This is a genomic window from Aquamicrobium zhengzhouense, from assembly GCF_016124105.1.
GTDB lineage: Bacteria > Pseudomonadota > Alphaproteobacteria > Rhizobiales > Rhizobiaceae > Aerobium > Aerobium zhengzhouense.
In genome coordinates, this window is the sequence record NZ_JADGMQ010000004.1 from 40,866 (window position 1) to 57,081 (window position 16,216).

18 protein-coding genes are annotated in these 16,216 nt (G+C 58.8%); 9 read left to right on the plus strand and 9 right to left on the minus strand.

The features are described from left to right. The first annotated feature begins 52 nt into the window (after positions 1–52). From IOD40_RS07935 to aat, 6 genes are all read left to right on the plus strand, one after another. Entirely contained in the window at positions 53–1,426 is a 1,374-nt protein-coding gene (locus tag IOD40_RS07935) for a M48 family metalloprotease (RefSeq protein WP_198476004.1), read from the plus strand. 23 nt (positions 1,427–1,449) lie between these two features. Continuing rightward, positions 1,450–2,232, plus strand: coding sequence for a DsbA family protein (locus tag IOD40_RS07940; RefSeq protein WP_198476005.1), 783 nt, complete (start codon positions 1,450–1,452; stop codon positions 2,230–2,232). A 110-nt stretch (positions 2,233–2,342) separates the two neighbouring features. After that, positions 2,343–2,780, plus strand: a complete 438-nt coding sequence (gene aroQ, locus IOD40_RS07945) for a type II 3-dehydroquinate dehydratase (protein ID WP_198476006.1) — start codon at positions 2,343–2,345, stop codon at positions 2,778–2,780. A gap of 36 nt (positions 2,781–2,816) precedes the next feature. Then, positions 2,817–3,287: an acetyl-CoA carboxylase biotin carboxyl carrier protein gene (gene accB, locus IOD40_RS07950; RefSeq protein ID WP_198476007.1), complete on the plus strand. Its 471-nt coding sequence runs from the start codon at positions 2,817–2,819 to the stop codon at positions 3,285–3,287. 8 nt (positions 3,288–3,295) lie between these two features. Next, the gene (gene accC / locus IOD40_RS07955) at positions 3,296–4,645 is read left to right on the plus strand and encodes an acetyl-CoA carboxylase biotin carboxylase subunit (RefSeq protein ID WP_198476008.1); all 1,350 of its coding nucleotides are present in this window, start codon (positions 3,296–3,298) and stop codon (positions 4,643–4,645) included. An 18-nt stretch (positions 4,646–4,663) separates the two neighbouring features. After that, positions 4,664–5,281, plus strand: coding sequence for a leucyl/phenylalanyl-tRNA--protein transferase (gene aat / locus IOD40_RS07960; RefSeq protein WP_198476009.1), 618 nt, complete (start codon positions 4,664–4,666; stop codon positions 5,279–5,281). A 6-nt stretch (positions 5,282–5,287) separates the two neighbouring features. On the opposite strand, the gene IOD40_RS07965 is transcribed toward aat, so the two are convergent. From IOD40_RS07965 to IOD40_RS07990, 6 genes are all read right to left on the minus strand, one after another. Then, entirely contained in the window at positions 5,288–5,722 is a 435-nt protein-coding gene (locus tag IOD40_RS07965) for a DUF2155 domain-containing protein (RefSeq protein ID WP_198476010.1), read from the minus strand. 92 nt (positions 5,723–5,814) lie between these two features. After that, positions 5,815–6,213, minus strand: a complete 399-nt coding sequence (locus IOD40_RS07970) for an NADH:ubiquinone oxidoreductase subunit NDUFA12 (protein WP_198476011.1) — start codon at positions 6,211–6,213, stop codon at positions 5,815–5,817. 146 nt (positions 6,214–6,359) lie between these two features. Continuing rightward, complete coding sequence (locus IOD40_RS07975) at positions 6,360–6,860, minus strand: GNAT family N-acetyltransferase (protein ID WP_198476012.1); 501 nt, start codon at positions 6,858–6,860, stop codon at positions 6,360–6,362. 2 nt (positions 6,861–6,862) lie between these two features. After that, positions 6,863–8,362, minus strand: coding sequence for an Asp-tRNA(Asn)/Glu-tRNA(Gln) amidotransferase subunit GatB (gatB, locus tag IOD40_RS07980; RefSeq protein WP_198476013.1), 1,500 nt, complete (start codon positions 8,360–8,362; stop codon positions 6,863–6,865). 220 nt (positions 8,363–8,582) lie between these two features. Next, on the minus strand, positions 8,583–9,014 hold the full coding sequence (locus IOD40_RS07985; protein ID WP_198476014.1) for a CBS domain-containing protein: 432 nt from the start codon (positions 9,012–9,014) through the stop codon (positions 8,583–8,585). A gap of 89 nt (positions 9,015–9,103) precedes the next feature. Then, positions 9,104–9,847: a rhomboid family intramembrane serine protease gene (locus IOD40_RS07990; protein WP_233713899.1), complete on the minus strand. Its 744-nt coding sequence runs from the start codon at positions 9,845–9,847 to the stop codon at positions 9,104–9,106. A gap of 427 nt (positions 9,848–10,274) precedes the next feature. Between IOD40_RS07990 and IOD40_RS07995 the strand changes: the two genes are divergently transcribed. The 3 genes from IOD40_RS07995 (at position 10,275) to IOD40_RS08005 (ending at position 12,497) form a co-directional block, all read left to right on the plus strand. After that, a complete protein-coding gene (locus tag IOD40_RS07995) occupies positions 10,275–10,916 on the plus strand; it encodes a PAS domain-containing protein (RefSeq protein ID WP_198476015.1) in 642 nt (213 codons plus the stop codon). Positions 10,917–11,041: 125 nt separating this feature from the next. Further along, positions 11,042–11,629, plus strand: a complete 588-nt coding sequence (locus tag IOD40_RS08000) for a PilZ domain-containing protein (RefSeq protein ID WP_198476016.1) — start codon at positions 11,042–11,044, stop codon at positions 11,627–11,629. 259 nt (positions 11,630–11,888) lie between these two features. Continuing rightward, positions 11,889–12,497, plus strand: a complete 609-nt coding sequence (locus tag IOD40_RS08005) for a transglutaminase-like cysteine peptidase (RefSeq protein ID WP_198476017.1) — start codon at positions 11,889–11,891, stop codon at positions 12,495–12,497. A 151-nt stretch (positions 12,498–12,648) separates the two neighbouring features. Here IOD40_RS08005 and IOD40_RS08010 read toward each other — a convergent pair whose 3' ends face one another. Genes IOD40_RS08010 through proS form a run of 3 tightly spaced genes read right to left on the minus strand, consistent with a single transcriptional unit; the run spans position 12,649 to position 15,943 of the window. Beyond that, positions 12,649–13,332: an ABC transporter ATP-binding protein gene (locus IOD40_RS08010; RefSeq protein WP_198476018.1), complete on the minus strand. Its 684-nt coding sequence runs from the start codon at positions 13,330–13,332 to the stop codon at positions 12,649–12,651. Then, positions 13,332–14,618 (minus strand): lipoprotein-releasing ABC transporter permease subunit, encoded by a 1,287-nt coding sequence (locus IOD40_RS08015; RefSeq protein ID WP_198476019.1) that lies wholly within the window; start codon positions 14,616–14,618, stop codon positions 13,332–13,334. The genes IOD40_RS08010 and IOD40_RS08015 overlap by 1 nt, the downstream gene beginning before the upstream one ends. Further along, complete coding sequence (gene proS, locus IOD40_RS08020) at positions 14,615–15,943, minus strand: proline--tRNA ligase (protein WP_198476020.1); 1,329 nt, start codon at positions 15,941–15,943, stop codon at positions 14,615–14,617. The genes IOD40_RS08015 and proS overlap by 4 nt, the downstream gene beginning before the upstream one ends. Positions 15,944–16,216 lie beyond the last annotated feature (273 nt).

Sequence of the window (16,216 nt, forward strand, 5' to 3'; positions counted from 1 at the left end):
AATTGTGGTCTCTGCTTTTCATTTCCGCGACAGTTTGGCAGCCTTCAGATCCATGCGTGCTATTTCCGCCTTTTCACGCGCTTCGCGCCAGCTCCTTTTGGCAATTCTTTCGCTGGCCTTCATCTTGCCGGCCCATGCGCAGCGGGGAATCTCGCTTGTACGCGACGCCGAGATCGAGGCGTTGGTAGCCGAATATGCGAGGCCGATTCTCGAGGCGGCCGGGCTGAGCAGATCCGGCATCGAGATCATTCTGGTCAATGACAATTCATTCAACGCATTCGTCGCGGGCCGGCGCATATTCATCAACACAGGTGCTCTGTTGATGGCTGAAAGCCCTAATGAGATCATCGGGGTTCTGGCTCACGAAGCAGGCCACATCGCCGGCGGACACCAGCAGCGCCTTCGCGATCAGCTCGCTCGCGCGCAAACCATGGCCATTCTCTCCACGATCCTCGGCGCTGGCGCAATGGTTGCCGGCGCTCAGTCGGGCTCGGACGGCCTTGGTCGCTCCGGTACGGGCCTCTTGATGGGTGGCTCCGAATTGGCACGGCGCACCCTCCTCAGCTACCAGCGCACGGAGGAAGCCACTGCCGATCGCTCTGCCATCACATATCTGGAACGCACCGGGCAATCGGCAAAGGGCATGCTGAAAACCTTCGAGCGGCTGGGTCGCGCCATGTCTCTCGCCGGTGTCCGTGTCGATCCGTACCAGATCAGCCACCCAACGCCGCAAGAACGGATCGCAACGCTTGAAACGCTGGCGCGCCAGAGCCGGCATTTCGAGCGTAAAGATCCTCCTGCCCTGCAATTGCGTCATGACCTGATGCGCGCGAAAATTGCGGCCTATACCCAGGGCCACACAGCCGCAAAGCGCATGTTCCGCGACAATCCGCGTAGCCTACCCGCCCTGTACGCCGATGCCATCGCGACATTCACATCCGGGAGCGCGCGCGGAGCCATTTCCAAGATCGACGCGATCGTGAAGGCGAACCCGAACAACCCATACTTCCATGAAATGCGCGGCGAGATACTGATGAAGGCTGGCAGGCCCGTGGAGGCCGCCCAAGCATTCGCTCGCGCCAAAAGCCTCGACAAGACACGCTCCGGCCTGATCCAGATAGGATATGGCCAGGCGCTCCTTGCAACGGGCCGACCGGAAAACGTCCGAAAAGCCGTCGGAGAGCTTCAGGCAGGCCTTTCGCGGACCAAGGACTTCTCCGCTGGATATCGCTATCTTGCGCAGGCTCACGCCCAACTCGGCAATGTGGGCGATGCCGAGCTTGCAACCGCAGAAGGTCACTTCTATTCGGGTAAATATAACGACGCGAGGTTGTTCGCTGCGCGCGCGCAACAGAAGCTACCCAAAGGCTCTCCTTCCTGGCTCAGAGCACAGGACATCATCAATTTCAAAGTGCCGAAGCGCTAGGCACACCATACGGGCTATTGGCTATGAGCACTAAATCCATTTCATTCACCGTTGCTGGCCTGGTTGCAGGAGCCCTCGCAATTGGCGCTGGCTACTATGCTGGTACCTATAGTGCCGTGGCGAACGCCAGCGCGGCGGGTGCGGGTTCAGACCAGAAGATCGAGCAGGTGGTTCGGAACTATCTGCTGCAGAACCCGGAAATCCTCGCTGAGATGCAGATTGCGCTTGAGCAGCGCCAAGAGGACATGCAGGCCGAGTTGCAGCAGGAGACAATTGCCCAATCCGCAGACCTGATCTTCAACGCCTCGTATGACGGTGTCATCGGCAACCCCAACGGGTCAACCACCATCGTCGAATTCTTCGATTACAATTGCGGCTTCTGCAAGCGCGCCTTTGAAGACATGAAGATGATGGTCCAGTCGGATCCAGACCTGCGCTTCGTCCTAAAGGAATTTCCCATCCTTGGACCGGATTCTCAGAAGGCTCACATCGTCTCCATGGCGTTCCGGGCCCTCGCTCCTGAGAAGTATGGCGAGTTCCATGAGCGACTGCTCGTAAACGGCGCACGCGCGACCGAAGGCGCAGCGATCCTCGCCGCAGTATCCTTAGGCGTGGATGAAGACGCACTTCGCAAGGAAATGAATAATCCGACCATCATGCAGGCGTTCAACGAGACCTACGAACTCGCCAATCGCCTCGCCATCACCGGCACACCATCCTACGTCATCGGCGACGAGGTGGTTTTTGGCGCACTTGGACACTCAGTCCTGTCGGAAAAGGTTGATCAGGCGCGCGCGACGAACTAACCCTGCTTGATGCGCGCCATGCGCTGTGGACATGGCAAAGAACGCACTTGCGCTCTTTGCCTCCCGGACTAAGCCCTTTATAGATGCCGGCGCGCAGGAACCGTCTACCCATGTCAAACATCATTTTTGTTCTGAATGGCCCCAACCTGAACATGCTCGGCATTCGAGAGCCCGGCATTTATGGTGGCAAGACTCTCGACCAGATTGGCGAGGATTGCCGGGAGGCGGGGACAAAGCTCGGATTTGACGTTGATTTTCGTCAGTCAAACCATGAGGGGGTTCTGGTTGACTGGATCCAGGAGGCCGGTTCCAAGGCCAAGGGGCTGATCATCAATCCCGGAGCCTACAGTCATACTTCCATCGCTATCCACGACGCGATCCGGGCTGTGCAGCCCCTGCCCGTCGCTGAGGTGCATTTGTCCAACATTCACGCGCGCGAACAATTCAGGCACCATTCGTGGGTGTCTCCGGTAGCCACCGGCATGATCTGCGGTTTCGGACCGTATGGTTACATCATGGCGCTTCACGCGCTCGCAGCCCGGTCATGACCGGCGCCAAGAAACACGATTAAGGGACCCAACTCGATGTCGACCAAGAAATACGGCGTTGACCAGCAGCTGATCCGCGACCTAGCCAGCATCCTGGATGAGACAAACCTGACAGAAATCGAGGTCGAGCAAGACGATCTGCGCATTCGCGTGTCGCGGACGCCGGCAGCTGTTCAGGCCTATGCCGGACCGGCTTATGCCGCACCTGCGCAGGCTGCCCCAGCGCCACAGGCTGCTCCTGCGCCTACCGCTCCCACCGCAGCCGAGCCGTCGAAGAACGCGGTTCCGTCACCAATGGTTGGCACGGCCTACCTTGCCGCGGCACCAGGTGCTGCTCCGTTCATCACCGTGGGGCAGACCGTCAAGGAAGGTCAGACCCTCCTTATCATCGAAGCCATGAAGACGATGAACCAGATCCCTTCGCCGCGTTCGGGCACCGTTACCGCCATCCTGTGCGAAGATGCACAGCCGGTGGAATACGGCGAGCCGCTCGTCGTCATCGAATAGGCGTGTCGATGTTCCAGAAAATCCTCATTGCCAATCGCGGTGAAATTGCGCTTCGCGTCCTGCGTGCCTGCAAGGAATTGGGCATCAAGACCGTTGCGGTTCACTCCACCGCGGATGCCGACGCGATGCATGTGCGCCTGGCCGACGAAAGCGTCTGCATTGGCCCACCGCCATCGCGCGATTCCTATCTGAACATCCATCAGATCGTCGCCGCCTGTGAAATTACTGGCGCCGACGCTATCCATCCGGGTTACGGCTTCCTGTCGGAGAACGCCAAGTTCTCGGACATTCTCGCCGCGCATGACATCACCTTCATCGGTCCGAAGGGCGACCATATCCGGGTGATGGGCGACAAGATCGAGGCAAAGCGCACGGCCAAGCGCCTGGGCATCCCGGTCGTTCCCGGATCTGAAGGAGCAGTTACGGACGAGAAGGAAGCAAAGCGCATTGCTGCCGAGATCGGCTATCCGGTCATTATCAAGGCATCCGCTGGCGGCGGTGGCCGCGGTATGAAGGTCGCGCGCACAGAGGAAGACCTTGAGGTCGCGCTTGCGACCGCACGCTCCGAGGCTGGCGCAGCTTTCGGTGACGACGCCGTGTACATCGAGAAGTACCTCGAAAAGCCACGTCATATCGAAGTGCAGATCGTCGGCGACGGTGCCGGAAATGCAATTCACCTTGGCGAGCGCGATTGTTCGCTCCAGCGCCGCCACCAGAAGGTATGGGAAGAAGCCAACTCCCCTGCCCTCAACGCGGAAGAGCGTGAGCGCATAGGCATGATCTGCGCGAACGCGGTGGCAGATCTCGGTTATTCGGGCGCCGGGACGATCGAGTTCCTGTACGAGAATGGCGAGTTCTATTTCATCGAGATGAACACCCGCCTGCAGGTCGAACATCCGATTACGGAAGCCATCACGGGTATCGACCTCGTCCACGAGCAGATTCGCGTCGCCTCCGGCGGTGGCCTTTCTGTGCGCCAGGAAGACATTCGCTTCCAGGGTCATGCGATCGAGTGCCGTATAAATGCGGAAGACGCACGCACCTTCGTTCCCTCCCCGGGCACGATCACGCACTTCCACACTCCGGGCGGCCTCGGTATCCGTGTCGATTCGGGCGTCTACAGCGGCTATAAAATCCCACCTTATTACGACAGCCTGATCGGCAAGCTGATCGTCCACGGTCGCAATCGCGTCGAGTGCATGATGCGCCTGCGCCGTGCCCTGGATGAGTTCGTGGTCGACGGCATCAACACGACACTGCCACTGTTCCGTGATCTCGTCGGCAACATCGACATTGCAAACGGTGACTACGACATCCACTGGCTGGAAAAGCATCTGGCCAAGACGTCGGCCAACTGACCGTCAACGGCAGGCAAAATGAGCCGCCCAATCGCACCAGGACGTCGAATACCCGTCGACCTCCTGTTGCGTGCCTACGCGTCAGGCGTCTTTCCCATGGCGGAAGGCGCCGACGACCCCGAGATATTTTGGGTACGACCCGAGTCGCGCGGGATCATTCCGCTCGACAGTTTCCACGTCCCCCGCAGCCTCGCAAAAAAGATCAGGCAGAACCCCTTCGAGGTTCGGTTCAACACCGATTTCGAAGGCGTTATCAACGGCTGCGCTGAAGCAAGAGAGGGACGTGAGACTACCTGGATCAACGAACCGATACGCGAATCGTACACGGCCCTCTACGAGCGTGGCTATTGCCACACGGTCGAGTGCTGGCGCGATGGGCTACTCGTTGGTGGCCTATATGGCGTCAGCCTCGGCCGCGTTTTCTTTGGTGAGAGTATGTTCTCTCGCGAGACAGATGCCTCGAAGATTGCACTGGTCCACCTGGTGGAGCGCCTCAAGGAACGCGGATACACGCTCCTCGACACACAGTTCACCACAGAGCATCTGAAGCGTTTCGGCGCGATCGATGTGCCCAGGAAGAGATACGAGCAGCTGCTGGCGGAGGCGCTATCGGCGCGCGCCAGCTTCGCGCCCTAGGTACCGTCAATTGGTCTTTGGAGCCTCTGGAGCGGGCACGTCCGACTCCTGCTTGCAGGTCTTCAACCAGACGTCATAAACAGGATGCTCGACGGCGTTCAGGCCCGGACTCTCAGCGAACATCCAGCCATTGAAGATGCGGCGGATCTTACGATCAAGGGTGATCTCATCCACCTCGACGAATGTGTCCGTCTTCGGCTCTTCCGTTTCTGGCGATGAATAGCAGACGCGCGGCGTCACCTGCAGGGCACCGAACTGCACCGTCTCGTTGATGTAGACATCGAAGCTGATGATCCGGCCCGTAATCTTGTCGACGCCGGTGAACTCAGCCACCTTGTTGCTGATCCGCTCGGCGGATGCGGAGGCGGTGCCAAGTGCGAGGCACCCTACAGCAACCAGGAAACTACGACGCAGACTTATCTTCGAATTACGGGTGCGCATACGGCGGTACGATCCGGTGCTTCAGAAAGGAACTGCGTCTGCGTACAAGACGATTGTGGCGAGAAAACCTCGCCACAAATTTCGTTTTGCACTCAGGAGCCGGGTGTCCAGGCGTCGTAATCGCCTGTAACGCGAGGACGCTCGCCGGCATTCAGGAGCGAGCCCTGCGGCCTGTATGCAGCAGGCGTTCCAGTCAGGTTCGGCTGGTGCGGCTTCTGCCACTCACGCGCCTGGTAGTTTTCGCTTACCGGCGGAGTGTCGACACGGTGATGCATCCAGCCGTGCCAGCCGGGAGGGATCGAAGATGCCTCCGAGTACCCTTTATAGATGACCCAGCGGCGTGTACGCCCCTCCGAATCCTTGCCGCCCTCGTAGTAGACGTTGCCGAATTCGTCAGTGCCGACGCGGGTGCCGTGACGCCACGTATGGAAGCGGGTTCCAAGCGTCTGGCCATTCCACCAAGTGAAGAACTGTTTCAAAAAGGTCGTCATGGATTCCTCGGGCAAAGTAGCGCCGTAGCCCCGCTTATGGCCCCCCGCGCGTGCAAATACAAGGGTTGAGAAGCCGCAGCGATCTGTTTGACAACGTCATTCTCAAGCCATGTGAACTGATTGCCGCACCAGCGGCGACACAAGATCTAGTCGGCCCAGATGATCGGCCGCTCGAAGATCACCGTCTTGATCTCGGACGCGGGAGCGGCGCTCGCGAGGCCCTCGCCAACCTTCGCGAACCCCTGCCCCAGACAGTAGCGGATTGCAGCTGTATTCGCTTCCTCGATCTCCAACCGCACCTTGTCAGCGTCCGGAAAGCAACTCTCCGCCTCCACAAGCAGCATCGTGCCTACGCCCTCGCCTTGGCGCGAGTTTCGGACATGCAGGAGGTCAAGTACAACGGTCTTGTCGTCGTCAGCCGTACTCGCGAAAGTGACGCCTGCAAGCTCGGTGCCATCATCGGCGACAAGAAATTCCGACTGAGGCAGATCGAGACGGCGACGTAGCAATTCCGACGAGTGCCTCGACTCGAGCATACTATCGACGCGATCGGATCCATAGATCGCGTCGTAGGTGTGATGAAAGCTCTCGGCAAGCAGTCGTCGCACCGCATCCAGATCGCGGTCTGATACGGTGCGTACGAACATCGTTACTCGATCCCGAGGCGCGACTTGACGAGATCATTCACAGCCTGCGGGTTGGCCTTGCCACCCGTCGCCTTCATGACCTGCCCGACGAACCAGCCTGCCATTGTCGGCTTCGCCTTGGCCTGCTCTACCTTGTCGGGATTAGCCGCGATGATCTCATCAACGGCTTTCTCGATGGCGCCGGTGTCTGTCACCTGCTTCATGCCGCGGGCTTCGACGATCTCGCGCGGATCACCACCCTCATTCCAGACAATTTCAAACAGGTCCTTGGCGATCTTGCCCGAAATAGTGCCTTCCTTGATGAGGTCGATGATCGCACCGAGCTGATCCGGTGAAACCGGAGTCGCTTCAATGTCTTTACCGGACTTGTTCAGCGCGCCGAGCAGGTCGTTGATGACCCAATTCGCCACAGCCTTGCCATCGCGACCGGCGGCAGCCTTTTCGAAATAATCAGCGATCGCCTTTTCGGAAACGAGCACAGAGGCATCGTAGGCAGACAGCCCCAACTCCGAAACGAGACGAGCCTTCTTGTCATCCGGCAACTCGGGAAGATCCGCAGCCAGCGCGTCGACATAGGCCTGGTCAAATTCGAGGGGCAGCAGATCCGGGTCCGGGAAGTAGCGGTAATCGTGCGCCTCTTCCTTCGAACGCATCGAGCGGGTTTCGCCCTTCACAGCATCAAACAGGCGCGTTTCCTGATCGATGGAGCCACCATCTTCAAGAATCGCAATCTGACGACGCGCTTCGTACTCGATGGACTGGCCCACGAAACGAATCGAGTTGACGTTCTTAATCTCGCAACGCGTGCCGAATGGCTCTCCTGGACGGCGCACGGAGACGTTGACGTCGGCGCGCATCGAGCCTTCGTCCATGTTGCCGTCGCAAGTGCCCAGGTAGCGCACTATGGTGCGGAGCTTCGTCAGAAATGCCTTCGCCTCATCGGCCGAACGCATGTCAGGCTTGGACACGATCTCCATCAGCGCCACGCCGGAGCGGTTCAGGTCCACGTAGGACATCGTCGGATGCTGGTCGTGAATCGACTTGCCCGCGTCCTGCTCGAGATGCAGGCGCTCAATGCCAACCTCGATGTCCTCGAAATTGCCCTGGCGGTCAGGTCCGACCGAAACGATGATCGTGCCCTCGCCGACAATCGGCTGCTTGAACTGGGAGATCTGATAGCCCTGCGGCAGGTCCGGGTAGAAATAGTTCTTCCGATCGAAGACCGATTTCAGGTTGACCTGTGCCTTCAAGCCGAGACCGGTGCGGATTGCCTGCCGGACGCATTCCTCGTTGATCACGGGAAGCATACCGGGCATTGCCGCGTCCACCAGGCTGACATTCGCATTCGGCTCTGCACCGAATGCGGTCGATGCGCCGGAGAACAGCTTGGCTTCTGATTTGACCTGGGCATGCACCTCCATGCCGATGATCACTTCCCAATCGCCGGTGGCACCGGGAATAAGGCGCTTGGGGTCAGGTGTGCGCGTATCGATGAGGGTCATGGAAGTCCGTTCGTCGCTGCAGGGTCCAGAGGCGCGAGCGCGCCATAAATATAGGGTTTCGCTAGATCAAAGCGCGCTCGCATGCAAGCGCTTCAGACTTTTTGGACCGTGCTTGCAAGGTCGCAGGGCCATTCGGCCACTGGTTTCACCAGATGACGCAGCAGTCGAGCGGGATGCGCGAGCCGGCTTGCGAGGTTCCGACTCGCCGGATGCGAGATCGTTATGCCGTCGCTATGTATTCGCGAATCTGCTCGGCTTCCCGCTCCACATCCTCGATGCGCCGCTTCACAACGTCACCAATTGACACAATCCCGTCCAGGCGCCCTTCCTTCTCGACAGGGAGGTGGCGGAAACGGCCACGTGTCATTAGCTCCATGACCTCATTGATGGTGTTGCCTTCGCGGCAGGTGCTGACCTTGGAGGTCATCGCGTCCTGAACCCGCATTTCAAGTGCACCGGCCCCATGTTCACCTAGAACGCGAACGATGTCGCGCTCGGAGAGAATTCCCAGGATCGTCTTGTCTGCCCGAACGACCACGGCCGCACCGATGCGACGCAAGCCAAGCAGGCGCGCAGCCTCATGCAGGGAGGCTTCGGGCTCTATTGTAATGACTTCACGGCCCTTCGCATCGAGGATCGATTTCACGGTCATCTGTTTCTCCTCCGCTGGCAAAGCCCTCTTCCCGCCCCGGTGTGGAGACCATGGTGCGCCGAGACGCGTGGGAATTCAAGCAGCTGAGCCTAGCGGAAGCGGCTGGGCCGGCGATCGAACAACCGGATGGCCAGGAAGCCCGCCAGAAAGCCACCGATATGCGCTTCCCAAGCAACGCTGCCACCATCCGAAGGCGCACCAAATCCGAAAGCCATCAGGAAATTGACGGCAAGCCATACACCCAGGAAGGTCAGCGCGGAACGCGAACGGAAGACATCCGGGACCGACCTTATGGCACCGCTGAAGGCGGGCCGCCTGAGGCGCCGGTCGACCTGAAACAGATAGCGCGCTGCCGCTCCCATCATGCCCGAAATCGCTCCCGAAGCACCGACCAGCGGAGTGACGTCCTCAGCGTGAAGTACGTAATGCAGACCCACCGCAGCAACGGACGTGGCAACCCAGAACAGGATAAAGCGGACTGTGCCAATTCGGTTCGCCAACGGAGAACCAAAGGCCGCCAGCCAGATCATGTTGACGATAAGGTGCGGGGCATTGCCGTGGAGCAGCGAATAGGTCACCGGAGCCATAAAGGCATAGACGTCAAGTTCGTAGCCGCCCGAGTAGCGCAACGGGATGAAAGCGAAATGGAGCACGACCCAAAAATCGCCAGCACTGGTAAGGAAATAGGTGCGTCCTAGATGGATCAGCGCACATAGGGCAATCAGCGCGACGATGATGCCGGGAAGGTTCAGCATCGGCTCGCGTCGCTGCGGCCGTGCCTCTTCCATCGGTTGCTCTGCCGCCGGGGCGGGAAATTGTTGCTCAGCGGTCATGCGATTTGTTTCAGCTCTCGGGAGGGGGATGTTTCAGCGCATATATGACGGATGAAGGACCATGTAAGAGCCTGGACCAGATTTCCCGGCGTCGCCCGTCCAGCACAGCACCGACCCTGCCAGACCTGCACCAAAATTAAAAGCCGTCCGGTTATCCCCGAACGGCCTGTAGTGCCAGACGGCCTTCATCCAGAGTGTTCAATTCGAGTCCCCACCCAACCCGCCCCTCAGGTCATCGAGAGGTTCCCATACCTCGTGTTCGTCGGCAACGTAAACCATTCGTTAACCCTACCGGACCCGAAGCGCGTGAACAACGGTTAACGGGACTGGCATGGCTCCTGCTTGTAGGGGCATGACTCTCATGGGAATCAAAAAGTTTCTGTTCGCCCGTGGGACAAGTGCAAGAGGAACAGGGCGGTAGGAGTCCATGAAGCACGAAGGAACGATCGCGTTGTTCCATTATTGGAACAGGTTGCGAGGCGAACGGCCCGCGCCTCGACGCACGGAGATCGAACCGGCGGACATCAAGTCCTTGCTGGCGGATACATTTATCCTTGAAAATGATTCCCGGGGCGAGGCCGTTTTCCGGCTGGCCGGCACGCGTTTATGCGCGACATACGGGCGAGAAATGAAGGGATATTCCTTCATATCCCTGTGGGGGCACCGCGATCAGCGTGTCATTGCGCGCTTCACCTACGCAGCGTTCCATAACAAATCGGTGGTTACCGTCGCCCTGGAAGGCGCAAGCCTGTCGGGGCGCATTAACAAGTTTGAAATGATCCTGCTGCCTCTGGAAGGCGGCATGGGCAGCCCACGCATATTAGGTGCGATCACGCCGCTGGCACGCCCTTATTGGTTGGGTGCAGACCCGATCATTGAAAGCCGAATCGATACGCTGCGTGTGATTGACGCTGATCGTGAGCCCGAATTGCTGGCGGCACGCACCTCGGTATCAGTTCCGCCAATCGATCCCGCCGAAGCGCAGATGCTTCCGATCCAGCCCGAACCGTCAAAACCAGGGCGCAGAGTTCGCCACCTCGTGGTTATCGACGGGGGGCGCGAGGGATAGCTTCTCAAATCATCCGCCGAGTATTACCCCTTTTTAACTTGCCTGCCTCTAATGTGCCGACGATCTTCTTGTGCTTTTACAAGAGATGAAGGAATTGGCATGACTGTTCCAATGCGGCGGTGCAGATGAATATCGCCTCCGGCAGACCCGAACGACGCAGATTCCAGCGCGTACGCGTGAAGGTGTACGGCCGCTATATGCTCGAAGATCGCTCGGAATATCCCTGCCAGGTTCTGGACATGTCACCCGGCGATGTTGCCCTGCGCGCGGACAGACGCGGCGCACTTGGGGAGCGTGTCATCACATACCTTGATCACTTAGGCAGAATCGAGGGCGTCGTTACCCGCATGCTTGATGGCGGCTTCGCCATGACCATCATCGCATCCGAGCGCAAACGCGACAAACTCGCAGCCCAGCTTACCTGGCTTGCCAATCGCCATGAACTGGATCTGCCGGAAGATCGCCGTCACGAGCGCATCTCTCCGCGAAACCCGATCACCCTGCTGGAGCTTCCCGACGGGACCCAGCACCCGTGCCGCATTATCGACCTATCGCTGTCAGGCGCTGCAATCGAGGTGAACGCACGGCCAGCTATCGGCCTCCAGGTCATGCTTGGCAATATGCGGGGCCGCGTGGTCCGGCACTTCGCTGAAGGAATAGCAGTCGAATTCGCCATCGTGCAGCGAGAAGAGGCGCTGACCGCCGAGTTCTAGTACTTCTCAATTTGCTGACGATCATTTCAAGGGCCCGTCCATCGCGGGCCCTTTTAATTTTGTATTTACCCTAAAGAAGCGGACCAACTGAAATGATCCGCCCTTTACGCTATGTAAAAACATCCTTCGCGTTCAGCTTTGTAATCGTTAATGTTTATTGCCATGCCAAATGCTCAATTTGATCTAATTTGTACTACACGCTTTTGCGTGGAATAAATCTGCGTCTGCCATTGTTCTCTCGTCACAGGGGAGACGCCAAATGGCGACAACAACAAAAACGCTGATCGCAGCCATGGTCATTGCCATCGCAAGCGCCACTGCTGCCGCATCAGCACAGCCCTTCATGCCGACCGGGAACTTGTCCACGCAGCCCGTCGGACACTACGAATTTTGCAAGCGCGAGGCACAAGAGTGCCAGCGGATTAGGGAAGCCGCACCTGTTAAGCTCAGCCGCGAGCTATGGGCGACGATCATCGAAGTCAACAACCTCGTGAATACGATGATCACCCCTCGCACCGACTATGAGATGTGGGGCATCGAGGAACATTGGTCCTATCCGGTTCACGGGCTTGGGGACTGTGAGGACTATGTTCTTGAAAAGCGTCGTCGTTTAATCGCGGCGGGTATCCCGGAATCAAATTTGCCGATCACGGTCGTTCGTCAGCCAAATGGGGACGGCCACGCAGTTCTGACCGTGCGAACCAATATGGGCGACTTCATCCTCGACAATCTCGAGGCGCGCGTATTGGCCTGGCAGGAAACCGACTATCGCTATCTTAAGCGCCAATCACCCAAACATGCGGGCATGTGGGTGGCAATTGACGACGGCCGCAACGTTCTCGTCGGCAGTGTGAGTGGACGCCGCTGATCGCCTATCTCTAACACGAGGGCATGTGTCAGTTCGACGAGACCATGCCTGAGAATACGGAACGCCCGGTCGAGTCCCCACCCTCCCCGTCCCCAAGACCGGGTCAGGAGCCGGCCCTTACCAGAGGGTCGGCTCTTTCCGTGAGAGGAACTCAGAAGCTGACGATCTTGCCTTGAGACAGCGTCACGCGCCGGTCCATGCGGGCGGCAAGCTCGTGATTGTGGGTAGCGATCAGCGCGGAAAGCCCCGACTGGCGGACAAGCGCCTCCAGCGCATCAAACACATAGGACGCTGTCGTCGGATCGAGGTTGCCCGTAGGCTCGTCGGCAAGAAGCAGAAGTGGCGCATTCGCGACTGCACGAGCGATCGCGACACGCTGCTGTTCGCCACCCGACAGCTCCGCCGGACGATGATCAGCCCTATGACCGATCTTCATATAGTCCAACAGCTGGAGCGCGCGCTCCTTCGCCTGCTTTGGCGAGAGGCCTGCCACCATTTGCGGCATCATCACGTTTTCGAGCGCCGAGAATTCCGGCAAGAGATGATGAAACTGGTAAACGAAACCAATATCGTTGCGGCGGATGGCTGTTCGATCATCGTCCGACAGGGGGCCGCAAGGGACACCGGAGAGGATGACATCGCCGCCATCGGCACGCTCCAGCAGGCCAGCTGTGTGTAGCAGAGTCGATTTTCCCGCGCCCGAAGGCGCGACCAGCGCGACCATCTCGCCGTGCTTCAGCGAAAAGTCTGCCTTGTCGAGGATGACCAGCTTGCGGTCACCCTCGTTGTAGCGACGATCTACTGCCTTGAGTTCCAGCAAAAGCTTGGATGCCATTATTCGTACCGCAGCGCTTCAACAGGATCGAGTTTGGCAGCACGCCAAGCGGGAAAGAGCGTCGCAAGGAACGATAGTATCATCGCCATGAGTACCACGGACACCGTTTCACTGACATCCATCTTCGCCGGCAATGTCGACAGGAAGTAGAGCTCCGGATTGAACAATGTGGTGCCCGAGAGCCAGGAGAAGAACTGCCTGATCGACTCAACATTGAGACAGACCACGATTCCCAGCACCACGCCTGCCAGCGTTCCCAGAACGCCGATGGCGGCACCGGTCATCATGAATATCCGCATGACCGAACTGCTGGTTGCACCCATCGTTCGTAAAATGGCGATGTCCCTGCCCTTGTCCTTCACGAGCATGATGAGGCCAGAAATGATGTTCAAAGCCGCCACAAGCACGATCAGGGTCAGGATCATGAACATGACATTCCGCTCAACCTGTAGAGCAGAGAAGAATGTCTGATTTCGTTGACGCCAATCGGTAATCAGAATCTGCCGCTGCGCTGCGACTTCGATCGGCGTGCGTAACTCATCAACTGCATCGGGGTTATCGACGAACACCTCGATGCTCTGAACGACGCCCTCGCTGTTGAAGAACATCTGCGCTTCCGCGAGCGGGAGATAGATGATCGACGCATCGTACTCGGACATCCCGACTTCGAATATTGCGACGATCGGGTAGGTCTTCTGGCGCGGGGTCGTGCCGAACGGCGTGACGTCTCCCTCGGGAGCAACCAGTTGCAGGCCATCCCCTAACGCAAGGCCAAGATTGTCGGCCATGCGCTTGCCGATCGCGATACCTTCGCTTGCGGCAAAGCCCGCGAGCGAGCCCTGCCTCACATTGCTGGAGACCAGCTCCAGCTTCATCATGTCCTCGTCGGAGACACCACGAACCAACGCGCCGCTACCTGGCCCCATCCGTCCAGTTGCGAGGACCTGCCCCTCAACCAGCGGAATCGCATAACGCACCCCGGGCACGCCCTCGATGCGTCCGGCCACCGGAACGTAGTCATCAAATGCCCGATCCAAAGGTTGAACGATCACATGTCCGTTGACACCCAGGATGCGGGTAAGCAGCTCGGCGCGGAAACCGTTCATCACCGCCATCACGATGATGAGCGTCGCGACGCCGAGCATGATGCCGAGAAACGAGATCAGCGAAATCGCAGATATGACCGTATCCTTGCGGCGCGAGCGCAGGTAGCGCCACGCCACCATACGTTCAAACGCTGAGAACGGCCCTGCCCCCGCAGGCCTCTTCACGGCAGCTTCACTCATGCGGCCATCCCGAAGCGGGCGGCCACGGCCGTCAGCGGCATGGTCTCGCGCTCGCCGGTCTTGCGGTTCTTCACCTCGACTTCACCGGCAGCAATGCCGCGAGGTCCCACGATCACCTGCCAGGGCAGACCGATCAGGTCTGCGGTTGCGAACTTGCCGCCGGCACGCTGGTCGGTATCGTCGTAAAGCACGTCCTTGCCTGCGGCAGTCAGGGCTGCATAGAGTTCGTCGCAAGCTTGGTCGCATGCCGCATCGCCAACTTTCATGTTGATCAGCGCGATATCGAACGGTGCAACCGCTTCAGGCCAGATGATGCCATTCTCGTCGTGGCTGGCTTCAATAATTGCTGCGATCAAACGCGAAGGGCCAATGCCATAGGAGCCCATCGAAACCGGGTGCTCCTTGCCATCCGGTCCCGTCACAGAGGCACCCATCGGCTTCGAATATTTGTCGCCGAAATGGAAGATGTGACCGACTTCGATACCGCGGGCAGCCACCTGCTTGTCGGCAGCCACCGCCGACCAGGCGGCTTCGTCATGCATCTCCTCGGTCGCTGCGTACGGGGTCGTCCACGCGTTGACGATGTCAGCAACGGCTGCATCATTCGCATAATCGACGTCAGCCCCCGGAACCTGAAGGTTCAGGAAATCGCCATGGCAGAACACGGCGCTCTCGCCGGTGTCAGCGAGGATAATGAATTCGTGGCTGAGATCGCCGCCGATCGGACCCGTATCCGCGCGCATTGGAATGGACTTCATGCCCACGCGGTCAAAGGTGCGCAGGTAGGAAACAAACATCCGGTTGTAAGCCGCCTTCGATGCCTCGTAGTCGAGATCGAACGAATAGGCGTCCTTCATCAGAAACTCGCGCGAGCGCATCACACCAAAGCGAGGACGCACCTCATCGCGGAACTTCCACTGAATGTGATACAAATTCAGCGGCAGATCCTTGTATGATTTAACGAATGACCGGAAGATGTCGGTCACCATCTCCTCGTTCGTCGGGCCATAGAGCATGTCGCGCTCATGGCGATCCTGGATCCGCAGCATCTCCTTGCCATAGTCATCGTAGCGACCGCTCTCACGCCACAGCTCGGCGGACTGGATGGTCGGCATGAGCAATTCCTGCGCGCCGGCACGGTTCTGCTCTTCGCGGATGATGTTGCAAATCTTGTCGAGAACGCGCTTGCCAAGCGGCAGCCACGAGAAGGAGCCGGCAGCCTGCTGGCGGATCATACCCGCGCGCAGCATCAAGCGATGAGATACAATCTCGGCCTCGCGAGGGTTCTCCTTGAGGATCGGCAGAAAATAACGCGTAAGACGCATCGGCAAGTCCATGAAAAGGCCGCGCCAGGAATCAGCGCGCGCTGGGCTGAATAGTCGTGCGCTTCATAGCGATTTCATGGCGGCTTGGAAACCCGGCGCCGTAATCGCCGAATTGATCACTCGTTGGGCAGCTTCTGCCCCTCTATTGTGCAATGCAGCACAACAGCCAAGCATCCAGCGAAAGATTCTTGATGACATCTGCGTGACGCTTGGTCTATTGTACCTCCATAACCGAGAGGACGGAGAAAGAACCGTTCTCCTGCGCGGTCAAAG